This is a genomic window from Amycolatopsis sp. FBCC-B4732 (genome assembly GCF_023008405.1).
GTDB classification, from domain to species: Bacteria; Actinomycetota; Actinomycetes; order Mycobacteriales; family Pseudonocardiaceae; genus Amycolatopsis; species Amycolatopsis pretoriensis_A.
Genome location: NZ_CP095376.1, coordinates 9,033,063 through 9,053,154, shown reverse-complemented (window position 1 = coordinate 9,053,154; position 20,092 = coordinate 9,033,063). Strand labels below are relative to the sequence as shown.

Annotated in this window: 18 protein-coding genes; 8 read left to right on the top strand and 10 right to left on the bottom strand. The window is 72.0% G+C overall.

The genetic code is table 11. The features are described 5' to 3' along the window. Nucleotides 1-20 precede the first annotated feature (20 nt). The 5 genes from MUY14_RS41070 to MUY14_RS41050 all read right to left on the bottom strand — a co-directional run bounded on the left by MUY14_RS41070 (nucleotide 21) and on the right by MUY14_RS41050 (nucleotide 6,884). A complete protein-coding gene (locus MUY14_RS41070) occupies nucleotides 21-1,667 on the bottom strand; it encodes a protease pro-enzyme activation domain-containing protein (protein ID WP_247017857.1) in 1,647 nt (548 codons plus the stop codon). 140 nt (nucleotides 1,668-1,807) lie between these two features. After that, nucleotides 1,808-2,770 (bottom strand): hypothetical protein, encoded by a 963-nt coding sequence (locus MUY14_RS41065; protein ID WP_247017855.1) that lies wholly within the window; start codon nucleotides 2,768-2,770, stop codon nucleotides 1,808-1,810. 47 nt (nucleotides 2,771-2,817) lie between these two features. Next, on the bottom strand, nucleotides 2,818-3,363 hold the full coding sequence (locus MUY14_RS41060; RefSeq protein WP_247017854.1) for a hypothetical protein: 546 nt from the start codon (nucleotides 3,361-3,363) through the stop codon (nucleotides 2,818-2,820). An 88-nt stretch (nucleotides 3,364-3,451) separates the two neighbouring features. Continuing rightward, the gene (locus MUY14_RS41055) at nucleotides 3,452-4,129 is read right to left on the bottom strand and encodes a copper homeostasis protein CutC (protein ID WP_247017852.1); all 678 of its coding nucleotides are present in this window, start codon (nucleotides 4,127-4,129) and stop codon (nucleotides 3,452-3,454) included. 13 nt (nucleotides 4,130-4,142) lie between these two features. Continuing rightward, nucleotides 4,143-6,884 carry a nitrate- and nitrite sensing domain-containing protein gene (locus MUY14_RS41050; RefSeq protein WP_247017850.1) on the bottom strand — a complete coding sequence of 914 codons (2,742 nt, stop codon included), beginning with the start codon at nucleotides 6,882-6,884 and terminating at the stop codon, nucleotides 4,143-4,145. A gap of 185 nt (nucleotides 6,885-7,069) precedes the next feature. On the opposite strand from MUY14_RS41050, the gene MUY14_RS41045 reads away from it, so the two are divergent. Next, nucleotides 7,070-8,035: an ABC transporter substrate-binding protein gene (locus MUY14_RS41045; protein ID WP_247017849.1), complete on the top strand. Its 966-nt coding sequence runs from the start codon at nucleotides 7,070-7,072 to the stop codon at nucleotides 8,033-8,035. Nucleotides 8,036-8,038: 3 nt separating this feature from the next. Here the strand turns inward: MUY14_RS41045 and MUY14_RS41040 are convergent, their stop codons facing one another. After that, nucleotides 8,039-8,656, bottom strand: coding sequence for a hypothetical protein (locus MUY14_RS41040; protein WP_247017847.1), 618 nt, complete (start codon nucleotides 8,654-8,656; stop codon nucleotides 8,039-8,041). A gap of 75 nt (nucleotides 8,657-8,731) precedes the next feature. On the opposite strand from MUY14_RS41040, the gene MUY14_RS41035 reads away from it, so the two are divergent. Together MUY14_RS41035 and MUY14_RS41030 are read left to right on the top strand one after the other, a co-directional pair. Then, a complete protein-coding gene (locus tag MUY14_RS41035) occupies nucleotides 8,732-10,378 on the top strand; it encodes a DNA repair helicase XPB (protein ID WP_247017845.1) in 1,647 nt (548 codons plus the stop codon). Then, on the top strand, nucleotides 10,375-10,938 hold the full coding sequence (locus MUY14_RS41030) for a TIGR03086 family metal-binding protein (protein WP_247017843.1): 564 nt from the start codon (nucleotides 10,375-10,377) through the stop codon (nucleotides 10,936-10,938). The genes MUY14_RS41035 and MUY14_RS41030 overlap by 4 nt, the downstream gene beginning before the upstream one ends. Here the strand turns inward: MUY14_RS41030 and MUY14_RS41025 are convergent. After that, the gene (locus MUY14_RS41025) at nucleotides 10,935-12,065 is read right to left on the bottom strand and encodes a PrsW family intramembrane metalloprotease (RefSeq protein ID WP_247017841.1); all 1,131 of its coding nucleotides are present in this window, start codon (nucleotides 12,063-12,065) and stop codon (nucleotides 10,935-10,937) included. The two genes, MUY14_RS41030 and MUY14_RS41025, sit on opposite strands and share 4 nt — an antisense overlap. A gap of 142 nt (nucleotides 12,066-12,207) precedes the next feature. Then, nucleotides 12,208-12,840: a hypothetical protein gene (locus MUY14_RS41020; protein ID WP_247017839.1), complete on the bottom strand. Its 633-nt coding sequence runs from the start codon at nucleotides 12,838-12,840 to the stop codon at nucleotides 12,208-12,210. Nucleotides 12,841-13,091: 251 nt separating this feature from the next. Here MUY14_RS41020 and MUY14_RS41015 point away from each other — a divergent pair, with 251 nt between their 5' ends. Then, nucleotides 13,092-13,853 (top strand): DUF4253 domain-containing protein, encoded by a 762-nt coding sequence (locus MUY14_RS41015; RefSeq protein ID WP_247017837.1) that lies wholly within the window; start codon nucleotides 13,092-13,094, stop codon nucleotides 13,851-13,853. Nucleotides 13,854-14,153: 300 nt separating this feature from the next. Next, entirely contained in the window at nucleotides 14,154-14,990 is an 837-nt protein-coding gene (locus tag MUY14_RS41010; protein WP_247017835.1) for a DUF72 domain-containing protein, read from the top strand. 98 nt (nucleotides 14,991-15,088) lie between these two features. Here the strand turns inward: MUY14_RS41010 and MUY14_RS41005 are convergent, their stop codons facing one another. Beyond that, the gene (locus MUY14_RS41005; RefSeq protein ID WP_247017833.1) at nucleotides 15,089-17,878 is read right to left on the bottom strand and encodes an AfsR/SARP family transcriptional regulator; all 2,790 of its coding nucleotides are present in this window, start codon (nucleotides 17,876-17,878) and stop codon (nucleotides 15,089-15,091) included. Nucleotides 17,879-17,953: 75 nt separating this feature from the next. On the opposite strand from MUY14_RS41005, the gene MUY14_RS41000 reads away from it, so the two are divergent. After that, nucleotides 17,954-18,883, top strand: coding sequence for an o-succinylbenzoate synthase (locus MUY14_RS41000; protein ID WP_247017831.1), 930 nt, complete (start codon nucleotides 17,954-17,956; stop codon nucleotides 18,881-18,883). 157 nt (nucleotides 18,884-19,040) lie between these two features. Here the strand turns inward: MUY14_RS41000 and MUY14_RS40995 are convergent, their stop codons facing one another. After that, entirely contained in the window at nucleotides 19,041-19,325 is a 285-nt protein-coding gene (locus MUY14_RS40995) for a nucleotidyltransferase domain-containing protein (protein WP_247017829.1), read from the bottom strand. Between the two features lie 86 nt (nucleotides 19,326-19,411). Between MUY14_RS40995 and MUY14_RS40990 the strand changes: the two genes are divergently transcribed. Next, the gene (locus tag MUY14_RS40990; protein WP_247017827.1) at nucleotides 19,412-19,624 is read left to right on the top strand and encodes a PspC domain-containing protein; all 213 of its coding nucleotides are present in this window, start codon (nucleotides 19,412-19,414) and stop codon (nucleotides 19,622-19,624) included. Between the two features lie 128 nt (nucleotides 19,625-19,752). Further along, a complete protein-coding gene (locus MUY14_RS40985; RefSeq protein ID WP_247017825.1) occupies nucleotides 19,753-20,076 on the top strand; it encodes a hypothetical protein in 324 nt (107 codons plus the stop codon). Nucleotides 20,077-20,092 lie beyond the last annotated feature (16 nt).

The window sequence follows — 20,092 nt, the reverse complement described above, 5'->3', positions numbered from 1 at the left end:
TGGGGCGCTCGGGGGAGTGCTCAGCCGATCAGGCCCGAGAGCCCGGTGCCCTTGAAGGAGCCCCAGCCCGTCACCTGGTCGTACTTCGTGCCGGCGGTGAAGCCGGTCGTGCCGTGCAGGGTGTTGTTGCCCGTCGTCACGTCGTGGAAGCCCGTGGCGTAGGAAGACCCGTTGCCGATCGAGTAGAACTTCGGGTTCAGGTTGCCGAGGCCGCCGCCGTGGACCTGGTTCTGCAGCGTCGCGAAGGCGGCCCACAGCGGGGCCGCGCCCGACGTGCCCCAGACCGTTTCCCACGAGCCCGCGGTGTAGATGTAGTAGCCCGAGCCGCTCGCCGCGTCCGCGGAGACGTCCGGCACCTTGCGGTAGGTCGTGCTCTGCGAGGACTGCCACGACGGCGCCGTGAAGACCGTCGAGATACCGCCGCCGGTCGAGCCGTTCGCCCCGTCGTTCCAGGCCTTCTCGCTGCTGTAGGCGTTCGACGAGGTGACCGTCAGCTGCGTGCCGCCGACGCCGGTGACGTTCGGGCTCGACGCCGGGAAGTCCACCGCCTTCGCCGTCGAACCGGTCTGGCGGTAGCAGTCGGTCGTGCCGTCGTCGCCCGCGGCCGCGAAGTAGGAGATGCCCTCCGCGGTGCCGGTCGCGATCGCGTTGCTGACGCTCTTCGCCGCGCTCGAACCCTCGGCGGATTCGCAGGCGCCCCAGGAGATCGAGACGACGTTGACCGTGTGGTCGGACGCGATCTTCTGGTACATCGCGAGCTCGCCCGCGCTGGTGTTGGGCGCTTCGTACACGTAGTCGCTGGCCGCCGCGGCCAGCGCGTGCACGACCTCGATGTCGAGCTCGACCTCGATCTGGCCGTCACCCGGCGACGAGTCGTAGTTCGCGCCGCTCACCGGCACCGTGGTGACCGAGCCCGCCGAGAGGCCGTACGTGCTGTCGTACTTGGAGATGTTGGCTTTCTGGTAGCCGTCGAACTCGACGAAGCCGACCTTGACGCCGCTGCCGGTCGCTGCCAGACCGCTGGTGCCGTAGGCGGTCTTGAGCACCGGCGGCGTCACGGCCTTGACGACGTTGGGCTTGGCGGCGGCCTGCGACGAGTGCCTGCGCACCGCGTGGTTGTCGAGGCCCACGACGCCGCTCACGACGTCCGAGACGCCGGCGGGGACGACGGGTGCGGCGTCGTTGGCGAAGAAGTCGCGGCCGGAGGTGCGGTCGTGGTAGGTCCCGATCCGGGTGCGGAACGCCGATTCGAGCTGCGCCGCCGAGCCGGTGAACGTGATCGCCTGCCGGTTACCGGAAACCTCGATCCCGGTGGCGCCCGCTTTCCCGAGGAATGAGACGGCCCGGTCGACGTCCGCCTGCGTCGGCCCGAACCGTTCCGCGAACTGCGCCGGGGTCAGAAACCGATGGTATTGCGGTGAGTCGGGGTTCTGCACGTCGGCGAGGAACTTTTCCAGCGCCTGCCGGTCGTGCAGTTTCAGCGAGAGCGCCGCGGTGATCGGCCGGTCGGCCGCGAGGTCGCCGGTGCGGACGCTGCCGGCCAGCGGAGCGGCGTTGTCGACCAGGGTGACCAGGGGTTCCGGCGCCGCGGCGGCCGGGACGGCCACGGCGAGGCCGAGCAACGCAGGCAACGGCACAGCGGCCGCGACGAGCTTGCGCAAGCGCATGGGGAATTTCCTCTCGGCGGTGGGGACCGGGCCTGCGTGGAATGCTCGCCGCAGGTTGCCGAGAAGCATAAGAAATCGCTATCGCGCGAAGGAACCTACTTTTGTCTGCCATTCATCTTTGCACATTGTTTACCATTCGATTAGCGTCCGGATTGCCGGAGAACGTCGACGCGGTCGGCGATATCCCGCGCGTCCGCATTGCCGGAAAACCGCCGGGCCGCCGAGGACAGCGAGTGCAGCCGCTGCCGGGTCCGCGGTGACCGCAGGGCGGCCGCCAGCTCGATCGCCTCCTCGCCGACGGCCGAGGCGACGTCGAGGTCGCCGTCCAGCGCGTGCACCGTGGCCAGCCAGATCAGGGTCAGCGACCGGCTGCGGGTCATCCCGCGGCCGTACCCGGCGATCGCGTCGGTGAGCGCGGGGATCCCGTCCCGGCCGTGCCGGATGTCGACCACCTGCGCCAGTTCCGCGTGCACCGTGCCGATCATCGCCGCCAGGTCGGTGGAGCCGAAGAACTCCGCCCACGGCGAAGGCTCGCGGTCCGCGGCGTCCGCGAACTCCTCGCGGGCGCGGCGCAGGTAGGTCAGCGCGCCGGCGACGTCGGCCTTCTTGGCGTAGGCCCAGGCCTGGTTGGCCGAGAGGATCGACTGCGCGAGCTTGGAGTGCGCCAGCAGCGCCGCGTCCCGGCCCCGCTCGAACTCCGCCAGCGCCGCGTCGACGGCGCCGTAGTGCAGGTGCAGCCGCCCGGTGCGGTAGTGGATGTTGGCCTGGAGGTCGTCGTTGCCCGCCTGCCCGGCGAGCTCCAGCGCCCGCTTGAACGCCGCCAGCGCGGCGGCCGGGCGGTCCTGGTCGAAGTTCGTCCAGCCGGCCAGGTTGTAGAGGTCGGCGACGGCGGTGTACAGCCGCGCCAGCACCACGGTCTTGGTCACGCCGTCCAGCAGCGCGACGGCGGCCGGGAGCCGCGCTTCGACGGCCGCTCTGCAGGCGCCGCCGCCGTAGCGGTAGTCCAGCGCCCGGAGCTCCGCGACCGCGTCTTCCCACCGCCGCACGTCGGCGATCCCCACACGCGTACCGCGGAGGTCCTCCTGCCCGTCGCTGCCGGTCATGGTGGCCCTCCGTCCGAAGAGAGCCGCCGCCGTGGGCAGCCCCCGGGTCATTCCCCGCCGGGCCAGGCCGGTGCCTTCTCCTTCGGGGTGTTGGCACCGGGGAGCACCCCGGTGGCGGTCAGCACCACGCCGGTGGCGGTTTCCGCGATCTTGACGGCGGCCAGGAGGCCGGTGAGGGCGAGCGAGCCGCCGAGCCCCAGTCGGGCGAACTCGTCTTCGGAGGTTTCGATTCCGCGTTGCCGCGGCAGCGCGCCGGTCACGATTCGGCCTTCCGGCCCGTGCCGGAAGCGCTCGCGCGATCCCCGCGGGTAATCAGCCACACCCGGGCGGCGGAAATCCACCGGATGGTCGACATCCTGGTTTCTTGATGGCTTCTCATTGAATTGACCGCGAACCGAATACGCGCGCTCACAGCGCCGCCTCCTGTACTGGCCGAACAATTCTTGGCACCATCCGGACGGACCGGCTTCCCGTTCACGATAGCCAGGGCCCGCCACGGCATCAGCCCCCAAGCAGGCGAACTGGCGGAATTGCACGTGCAGCTGCACGACCGGCCGCCGACCGACATTCGCAAGAACCGAATGCAATTTCACCGTACCGATTCAAAGAAATCGAATACCGGCATGACCGGCTGCGGATTTCCGGTCCGGGCGGCGGCGCCCGTGCGGGTTTCGCAGTGGATCAGGATTTGACGAGATCCACCCAGTCGCGCACGGTTTCCGCGGCCACCGGCGCCTGCCACCCGCCCGGTCGCACCGCGCTCCCGACATGGAACCCACGCACCCCGCCCGCGCGCAACAGGTGCACCTGCTGCGCCCGCAGACCCCCGCCGACGAGCAGCTCCGGCCCGCTCTCCCGCTGCGCCAGCCGCTGCAGCACCGAAAGCCCGCTCCCGACGCCGTTGGGGTGGCCGGCGGCGAGCACGGTGTCGCAGCCGAGCGCGGCCAGCTGGTCGTACGCGCGAAGCGGGTCGCGCGTCCGGTCGATGGCGCGGTGGAACGTCCACGGCAGGCCGTCGATCTCCTTGATCAGCGCTTCGCAGGCGTCCACGTCGATCTCGCTGTCGACGGTGAGGAAGCCGAAGACGAACTCGCGCGCGCCCGCGTCGATCAGCCGTCCGGTGTCCGCGCGCAGCCCTTCGAGGTCGCCGACGGCGAAGGACCCGTTGTCCCGCAGCATGACCCGGATCGGGAGGTCGGTCGCCGACCGCACGTCCCGGAAGGTCTCGATCGACGGCGTCAGGCCGTCCTGAGCCATGTCAGCGACCAGTTCGAGGCGGTCCGCCCCGCCCGCCTGCGCGCCTTCGGCGTCCGCCACGTCCAGCGCGATCACTTCCAGCAGGGGCGTCTTCGAGCTCATGCCTCAATCCGTTTCACTGGTTCCGGGTGTCGTCTCCCCTCGCGTGCCGCCCTCGCCGGAAGCCGCCTTGAAGGCTCGTCATCCGCTCGCGCACCGCTTCCGGGGAAAGTGAGAGTATCGGCCGCTGTTCCGGCACCGCTCCCGGGCTGGCCGCCGAATCCGCGGGCTGGAGGAACGGCCAGGTGTCTTCCGCGCCGTCTTCTTGTTCCAGCTCGGCCGAAGTCGGCCACTCGTACGTCGGCTCGATCGCGGCCGGCGGGGCCACCGGGCGCAGCTGCGGTTCGGTGTCCTCGTCGTCCGGGTTCGGCAGAGCCGCACTTTCCCGTGAAAGTGCGGCTTTGCCGCCCTCGCCGCCACTTTCACGGGAAAGTGGGGGTGGCGGGGGCGGGGGGCCCGCGGCGAGTGCGTGCCGCGGCTCCGGCTCGACCGGGCGCGGCTCTTCGGCGACCGGGCGCGGTTCCACCGGGCGGCGCGGCTGTTCGGGCGCCGCGGCCGCGTCGAACCACCGGGACAGGACGTCGCGGTAGGCGGGCATCCGCTCGGTCGGCGCGTCGAAGTCGAGGTGCGTGTCGTCGTCCGCGACCGGCCACTCTGGCGCCTGCTCGCGGGCCACCACGGGGGCCCGGCGCGGCGGGCCGGCCTCGATCGACGGCGGCGTCAGCTCTTCCGGTTCCGGCTCCGGCTCGGGTTCCGGCGGCGTGAGCGGGGCGAGCGGCGCCAGCAGTTCGGGTTCCGGGGCGGCGGCCGGCTCCGCGGGCGGGGGCGGCGCCGGCATCGGCGGCAGCTCGACGATCAGGGCCGAGGGCACCAGCACGGTCGCCACCAGCCCGGAGGGCGCACCGGCGCTCAGGCTGACGTCGATGTGGTGGCGGGTGGCCAGCGTCGCCACCACGAACAGCCCCATCCGGCGCGACACCTCGACGTCGACGTCCGGCGGGTGCGCGAGCCGCGCGTTGGTGCGGTCGATCTCCGCCTGCGGCATGCCGGCGCCGTGGTCGATGATCTCGATCTGCCAGTCGCCGTCGTGGGTTTCGGCGCTCGCCACGGTGACCGTCTCGCCGCCGGAGTAGCGGGTCGCGTTCTCCAGCAGCTCCGAAACGACGTGCACGAGGTCGTTGACGGCCTCGCCGCGCACCGCGACCTGCGGCGCCGGGCCGAGCTCGATCCGCTGGTAGTGCTCGACCTCCGAGAGCGCGGCGCCGACGATCTCGTCGGCCGACACCGCACCGGCGTCTTCGCGCGCGGAGTCCTGGCCGGAGAGCACCAGCAGGTTCTCGCTGTTGCGCCGCATCCGCGTGGCGAGGTGGTCGAGTTCGAACAGCCCGGCGAGGGTGTCCGGGTCCTGCTCGTCGGCCTCCATCCGGTCGAGCACCGACAGCTGCCGCTCGACGAGGTCCTGGCTGCGCTGCGAGAGGTTGACGAACATCGCGTTGACGTTCTCGCGCAGCATCGCCTGCTCGCCGGCGAGCCGGACGGCCTCGCCGTGCACCGCGTCGAACGCGCGCGCCACCTGGCCGACCTCTTCGCGGGTGAACACCGGCACGGGCGCGACGGCGAGCCGTTTCCGCAGGTTCTCCGGGGCGGGCTCGGGGTCGGTGAGCAGGTTCTGCACGGCCGCGGGCAGCCGGTGCTCGGCCACCTCGAGGGCCGTCCGGCGCAGGATCCGCAAGGGGCGCAACAGGGACCGCGCGATGACCACCGAAAGCACGCCCGCGACGAGGAGGACGCCGAGCACCACGCCGCCGTCCCACAACGCCGCCGTGCGGGCCTGCGCCGCCAGCGCGTCGGTGCGTTCCTGCAACTGGACCAGCAGCGCCTGCTGCACCTGGTGGGCGAGGTTGACCGTGTGGGTCGCCGAGGTGTCCCACTGGTTCGGGTCGAGGCCCGAGAGGTTCTGGCCGTTCTCGGTGCGGGTCAGCGCGGACTCGACCATGTCGTTGCCGATGTCGACGACCAGGCCGATCACCGTGTCGTCGTACATCCGCTGCTGGTCGGGCGTCGCGAAGGTGCGGTAGTCGTTGCGCGCGGCGGCGAGCTCGGCTTCGGCGCCGAGCAGCGCGCGCGTGCGGTCGCGGTCCAGCGTGCCCGCGGCGAGCGCCTCGGCCATCACCGCCCGCTTGACCGACATCTGGTCCTTGATCCGCGCCAGCGCGTTCCCGGCCAGCCGCAGCCGCGCGAGCTCCGGGTCGGAGACGTCGGCGGCGGCCGCGTCGCTGATGTCGAGCATGCCGGAGACGAGCTCGCTGTAGGAGCGCAGGACGGCGTCGGCGGGGAACGCCGAGTGCTCCGCGGAGAACCGGAGGCCGCCGAGCACGCGCAGCCGGTCGTCGGTCTGCTGGAGGCTGTCCGCGGCCTTCGCGTCGAGCCGCGGCTTGCTGTCGGCGAGGGTCCGTTCGAACGTGCCGATTGCCTGGTCGACGCGGTTGCGCTGGGCGGTGAGGTCGGCGGTGTCGCCCTGGCGGTTCTGCGCGACGAACCGGACCGTGAGGTCGCGCTCGCGCTGCAGCTCGTGGACGGCCTCGGCCACCGTGCTGTCGACGCGGCCGCGCGTGGCGAACTCGGCGAGCTGCCGCGCGTCGCGCAGGTCCGAGCTGATCCGCAGGCCGACGAGGGCGATCACGGCGAGCGCCGGGATCAGCAGGACGGCGAAGAGCTTCGTGCCGAGGCGCCAGTTGCGCAATCGCCAGCGGCCGCCGGCCGGACGCGGATCCGCCGCGTCGCCGCCCTTGCGGGGACGCTTCTCGCGACGGGTCACCTGGTTTCCTTTTCCGCCGCGGGCGGAACCCGCGGATCTGACTGCAGTCGAACCTACTGAACGGTAGCCCCCACCGTGGAGATCCGAAAGCCGCGCTGGCGCGATCCGGCCCTGCCCGCGATCGTATGGGGCGCGGACCATACGATCCAGCACGAGAACCAGATTCTCGCGGTAGGTGAAGGTTCATGATCAGACGCGGACGGACGATTCCGCTGGTGGCGGCGCTTCTGGCGACCGCCGGGTGCAGCGTGTTCTCTTCGGGCACCCCGGCGCCCCCACCAGCGCTGGAACGGACCACCCTGCGCGTCGGTGTGGGCAACGCCATCGACACGGCCCCGTTGCGGATCGCCGTGGCGAGCGGGAAGTTCGGGTCCGGCGGGCTGAACGTCCAACTGGTGGAACTCGGCGGCGAGGACGGGCTGGCCAAGGTGGCCGCCGGCGACCTCGACGTCACCTTCGCCTCCGACATTGCGATGTTCCGCGCGGCGGCGGGCGGGTCGGCCCTGCAGTTGCAGGGCGAGGCGTACACCTCGGGACCCAACACGATGGCGCTGGTCACCCTGCCCGGCTCCGACTACACGGTGCCGACGGCGAAGAAGTCACCCGAGATCGCGGTCAACATGCTCGACGACATCGGCGCGCTCGTCGCGCGGTCGGTGCTGGTCACGGCGGGCGTGGACGCCGCGAAGATCAAGTTCCGGCAGGTCGGGTTCGACGGGATGCCGCAGGCGCTCCAGGCCGGTGACGCGGACGCGGCGCTGATGATCGAGCCGTATATCACCCGCGCCGAGAAGGACCTGGGCGCGCACATCCTGGCCGACGGCGCCCGCGGTTCGACGCTCGGCTTCCCGCTGTCCGGCTACGCGTCGGCCAAGCCGTTCGCGCAGGCCAACCCCCGGACCCTGGCGGCGTTCCGGACGGCGCTGGGCGCGGCCCAGCAGAGCGCGACGGACCCGGCGGTGGTCCGCGACGCGCTCCCGAAGTTCTCCGACATCGACTCGACGACGGCCGCGCTCATCTCGCTCGGCTCGTACCCGGCGTCGCTCAACGGCATCCGGTTGCAGCGGGTGGCCGACCTGATGCACAACTCCGGCCTGCTGGCGAACCGTCTCGACGTCCAGGCGCTACTGCCCGGCCAGAACGGCTCCTAGCGGCTAGATGTTCTCGCCGGTCTTCACCAGGCAGACCGTGCGCCGCGGCGGCCCCTGGTACATCAGGACCTTGTCCGCGTTCTCGCCGCACGCGTCTTCGTCACCGAAGCCGGAGACGACCTGGACGCGGTCCTGCGCCGCCGGGTCGGTGCAGCTCACCTTGGTGATCGTCGTCTCGTCCTCGACGCCGCGCACGCAGTCGCCGGACTTGACGTTCAGCGCCAGGCAGAGCGTCTGGCTCGAGCCGGAGCCGACCCGGAACCGCACGTAGTCGCCGGACGCGCACGAGATGGCCCCGCGGTAGACGTTCTCGACCTTGTAGGTCGCGCTGTCCGCGCCGCACCCGACGCGGTGGTAGGCGGTCCGGTCGCCGCTCTCCCGCGTCAGGTACAGGCAGTCACCGTACGACGGCGTGCCGCTGCCGCCGAGCGAGTTGATGCCCAGCGCGGCCAGCGAGCCCAGGCCCAGCGCCAGGACCACGCAGGCGGCGAGCGTGATCCGCACCTTCACGGTGAACCAGTGCGGGATGGCCGGCTGCCCCTGCACGGGCGGCATCGGCGCGTACGGCGTCGCGTAGTCGGGCGTCCGGAACGGGTTGTCGTCGGACGGTGGTGTGGTCAACGTGCCCTCCAGTGATCCCCTCGGCACCTCGTCCCGTCGCAGCCGGCCGCGAGCGAGGCACGTATAACAGTAGTTGTGACTGATGGCCCGCTGATCGTCCAGTCCGACAAGACCGTGCTCCTGGAGGTCGACCACCCCCAGGCCGACGACGCGCGGATCTCCATCGCGCCGTTCGCCGAGCTCGAACGGGCGCCGGAGCACGTGCACACCTACCGGATCACGCCGCTGGCGTTGTGGAACGCGCGTGCCGCCGGCCACGACGCCGAGCAGGTCGTCGACGCGCTGACGACGTACTCGCGCTTCCCGGTGCCGCAGCCGCTGCTGATCGACGTCGTCGACGTGATGGGCCGGTTCGGGCGGCTGCAGATCGCCAACCACCCGGCGCACGGGCTGGTCATGTCGACCACCGACCGCGCGGTGCTGACCGAGGTGAGCCGGAACAAGAAGATCAGCCCGATGCTCGGCGCCCGGATCGACGAGGACACGGTCATCGTGCACCCGTCCGAGCGCGGGCGGCTCAAGCAGGCGCTGCTAAAGGTCGGCTGGCCGGCCGAGGACCTCGCCGGGTACGTCGACGGTGAGGCGCACCCGATCGCCCTCGACGAGACGGACTGGCAGCTGCGCGACTACCAGCGCCAGGCCGCGGAGGCGTTCTGGGCGGGCGGCTCCGGCGTCGTCGTGCTGCCCTGCGGCGCGGGCAAGACGATGGTCGGCGCGGCGGCCATGGCGAAGGCGGCGGCGACCACGCTGATCCTGGTGACGAACACGGTCGCCGGGCGGCAGTGGAAGCGCGAGCTGATCGCGCGGACGTCGCTGACCGAGGAGGAGATCGGCGAGTACTCCGGCGAGAAGAAGGAGATCCGGCCGGTCACCATCGCGACCTACCAGGTCGTCACCCGCAAGACCAAGGGCGAGTACCGGCACCTGGAGCTGTTCGACTCGCGAGACTGGGGCCTGGTCGTCTACGACGAGGTCCACCTGCTGCCCGCCCCGGTGTTCCGGATGACGGCCGACCTGCAGTCCCGGCGGCGGCTGGGCCTGACGGCGACGCTGGTGCGCGAGGACGGCCGCGAGGGCGACGTCTTCTCACTGATCGGACCGAAGCGCTACGACGTCCCGTGGCGCGACATCGAGGCGCAGGGCTGGATCGCGCCGGCGGAGTGCACCGAGGTCCGCGTGACGCTGACCGACGCCGAGCGCCTCGGCTACGCGACGGCCGAGGCCGACGAGCGCTACAAGCTGGCCGCGACGGCGATGACGAAGACCCCGGTGATCAAGTCGATCGTGCAGAAGCACGCCGGCGAGCCGACCCTGGTCATCGGCGCCTACCTCGACCAGCTGGAGATGCTCGGCGACGAGCTCGACGCGCCGGTTATCCAGGGCGCGACCCGCAACAAGGAGCGCGAGGAGCTGTTCGACAAGTTCCGCCGCGGCGAGATCCGGACGCTGGTGGTGTCGAAGGTCGCGAACTTCTCGATCGACCTGCCCGAGGCGTCGGTGGCGATCCAGATCTCGGGCACGTTCGGCTCGCGGCAGGAGGAAGCCCAGCGCCTGGGCCGGCTGCTGCGACCGAAGGGCGACGGGCGTCAGGCGCACTTCTACTCGATCGTCTCGCGCGACACGGTCGACACGGAGTACGCGGCGCACCGGCAGCGTTTCCTCGCGGAGCAGGGGTACGCGTACCACATCGTGGACGCCGACGACCTGCTCCGGCCGTTGTGATCGAAGACCTCGCCCGCGCGGCCGCGACCGCGAGCGGCCTGCTCGACCGGGTCGCGCCCGGCCAGTGGAGCGCGCCGACGCCGTGCGACGAGTGGACTGTGCGGGACCTGACGGGCCACCTCGTCGGCTTGGACCTCGTGCTGACGGCGATGTTCTCGAACGCCCCGCCGCCCGACCGCGCGGCCGACCACCTCGGCGCGGACCCCGCGGGGGCGTTCCGGCGCTCGTCCGCGGCCCTGCAGGCGGCCGCGGACGAGCCGGGCGCGCTCGACCGCGTCCAGGAGACGCCGCTGGGCACGACGACCGGCGCCGAACGGCTGCGGTGGCGGATCGCGGACCTGCTCACGCACTCCTGGGACCTGGCGCAGGCCACCGGCGTTCCGGCGGCCGCGCCGGACCACCTCGTCGAGCAGGCGCTGGCGTTCGTGCGGGCTCAGCTGCCCGCACAGGACCGCGGCAGCCGGTTCGGCGAGCCGCACCCGATCGACGCCGGCGCGCCGGCTCTGGACCGGCTGGCGGCGTTCACCGGGCGTGCCGTGCTTTGGCGCGCCGGCCGCTAGGCGAGTCGTTCCAGCTCGGCCCGTGCGTGCGCCACGCGGGCGGTTTCGCTGCCTCCGGCGCGGGAGATCTCTCGCGCGAGGTCGCCCGCGGCGTTGAGGAGGTGGCGGGCCCGGCGCCGGCTGTGCACCTGCTTGCGGAATTTCCTGCGGTCCTCGCGCAGCCCGCTGACCGCGTCCAGCAACGCGGGTCCGACCACTCCGGCCTCGGCTTCCGGCCCGAGCAGGTCCCGCATCCAGCTCCGCTCGCGGCGCGCGGCGCGGCGCAGCACGGCGAACAGGGTGGCGAGCTCGACGGCCGCGATCGCGAACGGCAGCACCGGGACCAGCGGGCCACCGCCGCCGAGGCCGCCCATGTCGTCCCAGGCGAAGTGGAACACCATGGCCAGCAGCATGGTCACCACGCCGAGTAGCACCTGACGCTCGCCACGCGCGCGGCCCAGCACCCACATCAGACCTGTGCAGAAGAGGGCGCTGAACAGCGCGTGCGACACGATCCCGGACACGCCGCGGATGAGGAACACCTGCAGCGACGTCCCGAGCTGGTTCGCGCCGAAGGTCTGCGCGGCGCCGTTGTAGACGTAAAGCACGTCCTCGAACACCTGGAAGCCCAGGCCGATGAACGCGCCGATGATGAACCCGTCGTAGGCGCTGCGGACCAGCCGCGGGGCGAGCCCGATCAGCAGGACGAGCCCGAGCGCCTTGCCCCACTCCTCGTTGATCGGAGCGGTGAGCCCGGCGGCCCAGTTGCCGGCGAAGGCGGTGCCGCCGGCCTTCGTCCAGATCTCCAGCAGCGCGGTGTTGGCCGGAAGCGCGATCCAGAACGCCGCGGCGACGCCACCCCAGGCGAAACCCGCCGCGAGAAGCCCGCCCGGTTGCGCCGTGTAGCGGTTCTGGCGGCGCAGCAACAGCAACCACGGCACGAGGTAAAGCGCGAACAGCAGCACACCACCGTTCAGCGCCGGCGTGTAGAAACCGCCGGTGCCGAAGTACCGCACGATCGCCAGCGCACCACCGCCCAGGCCGAGCGAATACACCCAGAAAGCCAGGTTGTGCGGCTGGAAGAGCCGGAACGGCACACCCCAGCCCGACTCCTCGATCGCGGCCAGCTGGGCCGCCTCGCCGCTCATCGGACCGCACCCGGGGTGCTGCTGCGCAGGAACGCCGCCAGTTCGCCGCGATCGCACTCGAACCGGTCCGGCCGAGCCACGCCCACGATGACCGCCTCCACCTCGTCTCGGTGACACCGGAACACCCCGCGCGCCCCGCCGCTCACCGGGCCGCGCCCGGCGTGATGCTGCGCAAGAAAGCCGTCACTTCGTCGCGGTAGCGCTCGAACTGGTCCGGCGCGGTGCGCACCCGGACCAGCAGCGCGGGCGCGTCGGCGGCGGGCTGCCCGACCTTGAAGGCGACGTCCAGCGCGTCGCCGACCGGCCCGGTACCGGCCCGGGCGACCCCGGTCAGCCCGGCGGCGGTCGTGACGGTGCCCCGAGCCCCGTCGACGCCCGGCGCGTCGCCTTCGGATCGTTCGACCTGGTCGAGGAAGGCGTCCGCCGACCCGGTGAAGGGCGCGCCGCGCAGGTCGATGCTCGCGCCGCCGGTGGCCAGGGCGACCTGCAGGGTGGTGGCGCTCGCCGGTGCGGCGGTGCCGGTCAGCGTGCCGCTCTCGAGCTGCCAGCCGACCGGCGGGACGGCCGTCGCGCCGGCGCCGAGGTTGAGGACGTCACCGGCCCGGACCTCGTTGTGCCACGGGATGGCGGCGTTGAGCGCGGGCAGGCCGTAGCCGAGCAGGAGCGCGATGCCGAGGACCAGCAGAGCGGGTGCGAAGGTCCGCCGGTCGAGCCCGGCGAACCGGTGCTCCACGGGCACCCAGCCCCGCGGCGGCTCGGGTACGTGGTCGGTCACCGGCTGCTCCTCTCCTCCGTGATGACCGTAAGCAGGCTTCGCCCCGTTCGCACCTCCTACGCCTCGGCCACCCCTTCGGCCCAGCGAATCGTCACAGGAGCAACTTCCACCTCACGCGTCTCGTTCGAGGTCCTGACCTGCGGATTTGTGGATTCACTCGAACGGATGAGCGGGGGAATCGCTGGAAATTGTCGGACCCTCGAACTACTGTTCGAGATGCAGTAGCCGAACACAAGTTCGAGGGGACGTCCATGACGATCGCACCGCTCCGCCCCGGTACGCCCGCGCCGCCGGTCCAGACCCTGCCACCGGGGTCGTGGCACGGCCGGCTGTGGGTGTCCGACCTGCCCTTGACCCGGCCCGAGCGGTTCCTCGGCTGCGTGGCCGAGTTCGAGCGGTCGGGGTTGTGGCCGGTGCTGATCCCCCACGACCAGCGGTTCGCGGCGAACGGCGAAGACTGGATCGACGACCGCGGCCGCCTCGCCCCGGCCGGCCACCGGGTGTCCTCCGCCGACCCGGCGGCGGCGCTGGCCCGCTGGTGGGACACGTCCTGCTGCGACGGCGCCTGCCTCCGCCCCTTCGGCGCCCGCTTCCCGGGGTTGGCGAAGCGCAGCCCACGCAAGTCGGACCCGCTGGCGGAAGCGGGCAACACGGGTTCGATCCTGGCCACCCGAGCCCCGCACCGGCTGGGGTTGGTCCAGACCGAGCGCCCCGCCGACATCCCGGCCCTGCTGGGCTGGACGGGGATGATCAAGTGCACGGACCAGGTGGCCGAGCTGTCGGCGGTGCTGCGCAGCTGGGAGGACCGCTTCGGGGCGACGCTGGTGGTGCTGGGCTTCGACGCGATCGAGCTGTCGGTGTCGGCCCCACCCCGAAACCAGGCGAGGGCGCTCACGGTGGCGGCGGAGCACCGGGCGTTCAGCTTGCCGACGTTCGCCGGGCAGCCGGGGAACCTGCGGGAGTACGCGTCGGGGCTGGTGCAGTCGCGGCACTGGAGGTTCTCCTGGGCCTAGCACGAAAGTAGCGACACGGGATCGGTGCGGCACGGCCGGCGGTCGATGCCGGGGCTGCGGCCGGGCAGTCGAACCGCGTATTCGCACTGCCTGGCCGGCGCTGCCGAACTCCGCGCCGCGCACCACAACCACGTCCGACTCCACCCCGGCGGTGCTGTGAGCAAACGCTTCAAAGGCCCACTGAGACGGCCGTCCCCGAACTCAGGTCACCCGTCCCGACCCGCGGTCCAACCGTCCGGTCGTCGCCGCGTTTCACCACGACGGACGCCGGGAATCACCTTTCGCGGGAACGGAAAGGGGGTGAGGGCGATCGCCGAAATCCGGATCGGGACGTCCGGCTGGCGTTATCCGCCCTGGCGCGGTGTCTTCTACCCGTCCGGGCTCGCTCAGCGGCGGGAACTCGAACACCTCTCGCGGCGGATGAACTCCGTCGAGATCAACGGCTCCTTCTACTCGCTCCAGCGCCCCGAGCGGTACCGCGCCTGGTTCGACGAGACGCCGGCGGGCTTCCTCTTCGCCGTCAAAGGCGGGCGCTTCATCACGCACATGAAGCAGCTCCGCGACGTCGAGACCGCCCTCGCGAACTTCTACGCCTCCGGGGTCCTCGCGCTCGGCGCGAAACTGGGCCCGTTCCTCTGGCAGCTCCCGCCCCGGCTCGCGTTCGACCCGGACCGGCTCGCGAACTTCTTCGCGCTCCTGCCCCGCACCACGACCGAAGCCGCCGCGCTGGCCAAGAAGCACGACGACAAGCTCAAAGACGATCCCTACCTGAAACCCGGCCCGAAAAAACCGCTGAAGCACGCACTCGAAGTCCGGCACCCCAGTTTCGCCCAGCCCGCCGCCACGCACCTGCTGCGCGAACACGACATCGCCCTCGTGGTCGCCGACACCGCGGGAAAGTGGCCGTTCCTCGAAGAGCAGACCTCGGACTTCGCCTACGTCCGGCTGCACGGCGACGAGGAGCTCTACGTCAGCGGCTACTCCGACCAAGCCCTGCGCACCTGGGCCGACAAGATCCGCACCTGGCACGACGGCGGGCGGCGAGACGTCTACGTCTACTTCGACAACGACGTCAAAGTCGAAGCGCCGCGCAACGCCGAATGCCTCGCCGACCTGCTCGGGATCGGGCCGCAGTGAGTGGACAGTGAGCGGGGTCCGCTTGACTCGTCGGGCAGGCGGACCCGCTTGCGTGCTGTCGCTGGGGGTCGGCACGCGGGCGGTCCGCCGCACGTCTTTCAGCCGCCCGCGCTGACCAGCGCCGCCAGTTTGGCGCGGACGTCGTCGGCGTCGGGGTGGCCCAGCTCCGTCAGCAGGCGGACCGAGCGGAGCCAGCACTCGCGGGCCAGAGCCTCGTCGCCGTACCTCGAATAGATGGTGCCGAGCTGGGCGAGCACGTCCGCGGCCTCGTACAGCTCGCCCATCTCGAAGAACATCGAGACGGACTCGCGGATGCACGCGATGCCCGCGTCGAGCCGGCCGAGGCCGATCAGGGCCAGGCCCCGCGTGTGCTGGGTGAAGCGCGTGTCCACCGGCTGGCCGTCCGGGCCGACGACGGCCAGTGCCGCGTCCGCCAGGCGCAACGCCTGCTCGTGGTCGCCCATCGACGTGCACACGTCGCCGAGCGCGCGCAGCACGCTCGCTTCGAACTGGCCCATCCCCAGCTCGCGCACGAGCTCCAGCGCCTGCTTGCCGTGCTCGTACGCCGAGGCGTACTCGTCGAGGTTGTGCGAAGCCAGCGCCAGGTTGTACTGCGCCCGCGCCTCGCCCTCCCGCGCGCCGAGCTCGCGCTGGATCGCCAGCACCTGCTCCAGGTAGCGCCGCGAGTCCGCGTACTGCCGGGCGACGCCGTTGACGACGCCGAGGCCGCTGAGGATGCCCGCCTCGCCGGGGCGGTGGCCGCTCGCGCGGGCCGCTTCGAGCGCCACCGTGAACACCGAACGCCAATCGTCCAGCCGCGAGCGCGTCACGAAGTAGCTCTGCAGGAGCCAAGCCAGCTTCCAGCAGGCGTCGTCGCGGCCGAGGCGCCGCGCCAGGTGCACAGCGGCGATGAGGTTGGCGGACTCTTCGACGAACCAGTCCAGCGCGTCGTGGTGGGAGTCGAAGGTGAGACCACCTTCGAGGTCGTCCGGTTCCAGCAGCCGGTAGTAGCGCTCCGGGCGCATCCGGCGGGACGCGTCCAGTGCCGACGCCAGGTACCAGCCCAGCAGCCGGTCCAACGCCGCGGAGCGCTGCGAAGCCGTATCGACCTGCGAAGCGACTTCGCCGGCGTACGCCCGGATCAAGTCGTGGAACTGGTAGCGGCCCGGCCGCGGCTGGGCCAGCAAGTGCGCGGACGCCAGGGTTTCCAGGCCCGCCCGGGCCGTCGCGAGGTCCAGGCCGGCGACCGCGGCCGCCACCGGGGCGGTGAAGTCGGCGCCGGTGGCCAGGCCGAGCAGCCGCAGCAGCCGCGCCGCCGAGGGCTCCAGTGCCTGGTAGGAGTACGACAGCACCGAGCGGATGTTCGTCCCTTCGCCGTCGGCGAGGTCGAACGAACCGAGCAGGTCGTCTTCGATCGAGCCGGCGAACTCGTCGAGCGCCAGGTCGGGGAACTGCGCCGCCCGCACCGCGAGGATCCGGATGGCCAGCGGCAACCCGCCGCAGTGGCGCACGAACCGCTCGGCCGCCGCCGGGTCGCGGGCCACCCGCTCGACGCCGATGGTGGCCGCGAGCAGCTCGACCGCGTCCTCGTCGCCGAGCTCCTCCAGCGCGATCCGCCGCGCGCCGTGCGTCGCGACCAGCGCGCGCAGCTGCCAGCGGCTGGTGACCACGACCAGGCAGCCCGGCCCGGGCAGCAGCGGCCGCACCTGTTCGGTGCGGTTGGCGTTGTCGAGCAGGACGAGCAGCCGCCGTCCCGCGGTGTGCGTCCGCCAGCTCGCCGCGCGGCCGTCGAGGTCGGCCGGGATCGCCTCGCACGGCACGCCGAGCGCGGTGAGCATCGCCTCCAGCGCCGTCGACGGCTCGACCGGTTCGCCGGGGCCGTAGCCGCGCAGGTTGAGGTAGACCTGCCCGCCGGGGAACCGGTCGGCGATCTCGTGCGCGAAGTGCACGGCCAGCGTCGTCTTCCCCAGACCCCCCATGCCTTCGACGGACGCGATCGGCGTGGACGCACCGGCGTCGACCGCCTCCGGCAGCAGCGCGTGCAACGCCTTGAGGTCGCACTCGCGCCCGGAAAAGGTCCGCAGGTCGGCGGGCAGCTGGTGCGGCACCTGCGGTTCGGCGCCGAGCCGGTAGCGCGCCAGCCCGGCGGGCTCGTCGGCGCCGGTCAGGATCGCCTGCCGGGTGCGCTGCAGCGACGGCCCGGGGTCGAGCCCGAGCTCGTCGGCGAGCACCCCGCTGATCCGGCCGTACACCTCGAGCGCGTCGGCTTGCCGTCCCGAGCGGTACAGCGCGGCCATCAGCTGCTCGTGCAGCCGCTCCCGCAACGGGTTTTCCCTGGTCAGCCGGGTGAGTTCGGGGACGACGGTGCCGTACTCGCCGACGTCGAGCAGCGCGTCCGCCCACTGTTCGCGGACCCGCAGCCGTTCCTCGGCCAGCTGGCCGGCTTCGTCGCGGTGGAGCGCGTCCGACTCGACGTTGAGCAGCGCGGGCCCGCGCCACTGTTCGAGCGCCTCGGCGAAGTGGGCGGCCGCCTGGCGGCTCTCGCCCCGGTCGAGCGCGGCCTTGCCGCGGGCGGCGAGGGCGCGGAACCGGGACAGGTCGAGCAGGCCGTCGTCGAGTTCGATCCGGTAGCCGCCGCTTTCGGTGCGGATCGCGACCTGGTCGCCGAGCGCCCGGCGCAGCCGCAGCACGTACGTCTGGAGCGCGCCCTTGGAACGGCGGCGGTCGTCGTCCCACAGCCAGCGGCCCAGCTCCTCGACCGGCACCACCCGGTTCGCGCGCAGCAGCAGGCCGGCCAGCACGATCAACGGCCGGCTGCCCCCGAGCGGTACCGGGCGGCCGTCGGCCGTGACCTCGGCCGGACCCAGCACGCGGAAGTCGAGGACCACCGGATCATTCTCTCCTCCGAATGCGCGGTTCTGCACCCGTTCGCCGAACCTGGGACGGTGGCATGATCGGCCCTGATGAAGGTCTACGCGATTCCCCTGCGCACCCGGTTCCGCGGCATCACCGTCCGTGAAGGCGTGCTGCTGCGCGGCCCGGCGGGCTGGGGCGAGTTCTGCCCGTTCGCCGACTACTCGGACGCCGAGAGCGCGCCGTGGCTGCGGGCGGCCCTCGAAGCGAGCGAAACCGGCTGGCCGGCCCCGGTCCGCGACCGGGTCGAGGTGAACACGACCGTGCCGGTGGTCGCGCCCGAAAAGGCGTACGAACTCGTGCGTGCGTCCGGCTGCCGCACGGCCAAGGTGAAGGTCGCGGACCCGCGCGTCTCCCTGGCCGACGACTGCGCCCGGGTCGAGGCGGTCCGCGACGCGCTGGGCCCGGACGGCGCGATCCGCGTCGACGCCAACGCGGCGTGGGACGTCGACACGGCGGTCCGCGCGATCACCGACCTCGACAAGGCGGCGGGCGGGCTGGAGTACGCGGAGCAGCCGTGCCCGACGATCGACGACCTGGCCGCGGTGCGCCGCAAGGTGGGCGTCCGGATCGCCGCCGACGAGTCGATCCGCCGCGCGGAAGACCCACTGAAGGTCGCGGTCGCCGGAGCGGCGGACATCGCGGTGCTGAAGGTCGCCCCCCTCGGGGGCGTCCGCCGGGCGCTCGAGGTCGCGGAGGCGTGCGGGCTGCCGTGCGTGGTGTCGTCGGCGGTGGAGACGAGCGTCGGCCTGGCGGCGGGACTCGCACTGGCGGGCGCGCTCCCGGAACTCGAATTCGCTTGTGGACTCGGCACGATTTCCTTGCTGACGGGGGACGTCTCCGCCGACTCACTGTCCCCTGTGGACGGTTTCCTGCCGGTGCTGCGCCAGGCACCGGAGCCCACGGACGCCTACCCGGCCCCCGCCGACGTCCAGGCCGCGTGGGAAGCCCGCCTGGCCCGGGTGCGCGCGCTGTCGTAGGCCCGCACGAGCCACCGGTCGGCCCACTCGCGATCGGGCTGCTCCGGCAGCGGCGACGCACCCCGCGCCAGCCGGTCGAGCCGATCCTCCAGCTCGGCGGCGGCCGCCATGGCCTCGTCCGGGGTGTGCTTGCCGCGCCGCAGGTCGCGCAGCCAGGTCAGCCAGGGTTCGGCGATCGGGTCCGCAGGTAGCCCGCGAACCTCGGCCCCGCCAGGCGGGACACGATCCTCGCGGCGTTCGCGCGCAGATTCCCGGTGCGGGCCAGGCGCATCCACTTGCGCAGCGAGTAGCCGATCAGGTCCAGATCACCGGACCCCGACCGGACACCCCCGCTGACGTACTCGGCCGGTTCCGCGCACGGGCCCCTCTCGTCGCGGTCGTCCTGACCGGCGAACTCCGGGGTGTCGTGCTGCACGGCCGGAAAACGCACCCCGGTGAGCACCTGGTTTTCCCCGAGGGCGAAGTTCAGGGTCGGGGTCCGGGCCGTTCCTGATGTGGTCAGGGTGGCCCGGAAGCCAGTATTGAGCCATGACGAACAGCGTGTACACCCCCGCCAAGAAGCTCCGCCGCAGCCGCTCCGACAAGATGCTCACGGGCGTCTGCGGTGGCTGGTCCACCTACCTCGGCATCGACGCCAACGTCCTGCGCATCGGCCTGGTCGCCGCCGTGTTCCTGTCGGTCGGCATCGCGATCCCGATCTACGTCGCCGCCGCCATCCTGACGCCGGAAGAGGACTCCTGATCGTGGCGGGCGCCGGTTCGCAGGGGGAACCGGGGCCCGCCGGGGGTGCGCTGTTCGGCCGAGCACCGTAAGCCGAGCAGCGCAAAAGGCCCGCGCGAATCCCGTTCGAGGGGTTAGGGTTCGCGCTCGTGGATCAAGGGAGCAGAACGGCCGCGAAGGTCGTCGTCGGGATCCTCGGTGGGCTGTACCTGCTCGCCGGGCTGGGACTGACCGCCTTCGCCGCGTTCTTCGCACTCGCGTTCAACGACACCGGCAGCACGACGGTCACCAAGACCGTGCTCTACACCGCCGCCGGGCTGGCGATCTGGATCCTGCTGACCGGGATCGGCGCGATCGTCGTCGCGCTGGAAGCGGAAGAAGCGAGCACCGCCTGGCTCGGGGGCCTCGGCGTGCTCGCGCTCGGCGTCGTCATCTTGGGTGCCTACGCCATCTGGTTCTTCACCAAGCCATGAGAAAAGCCCGGCCCGC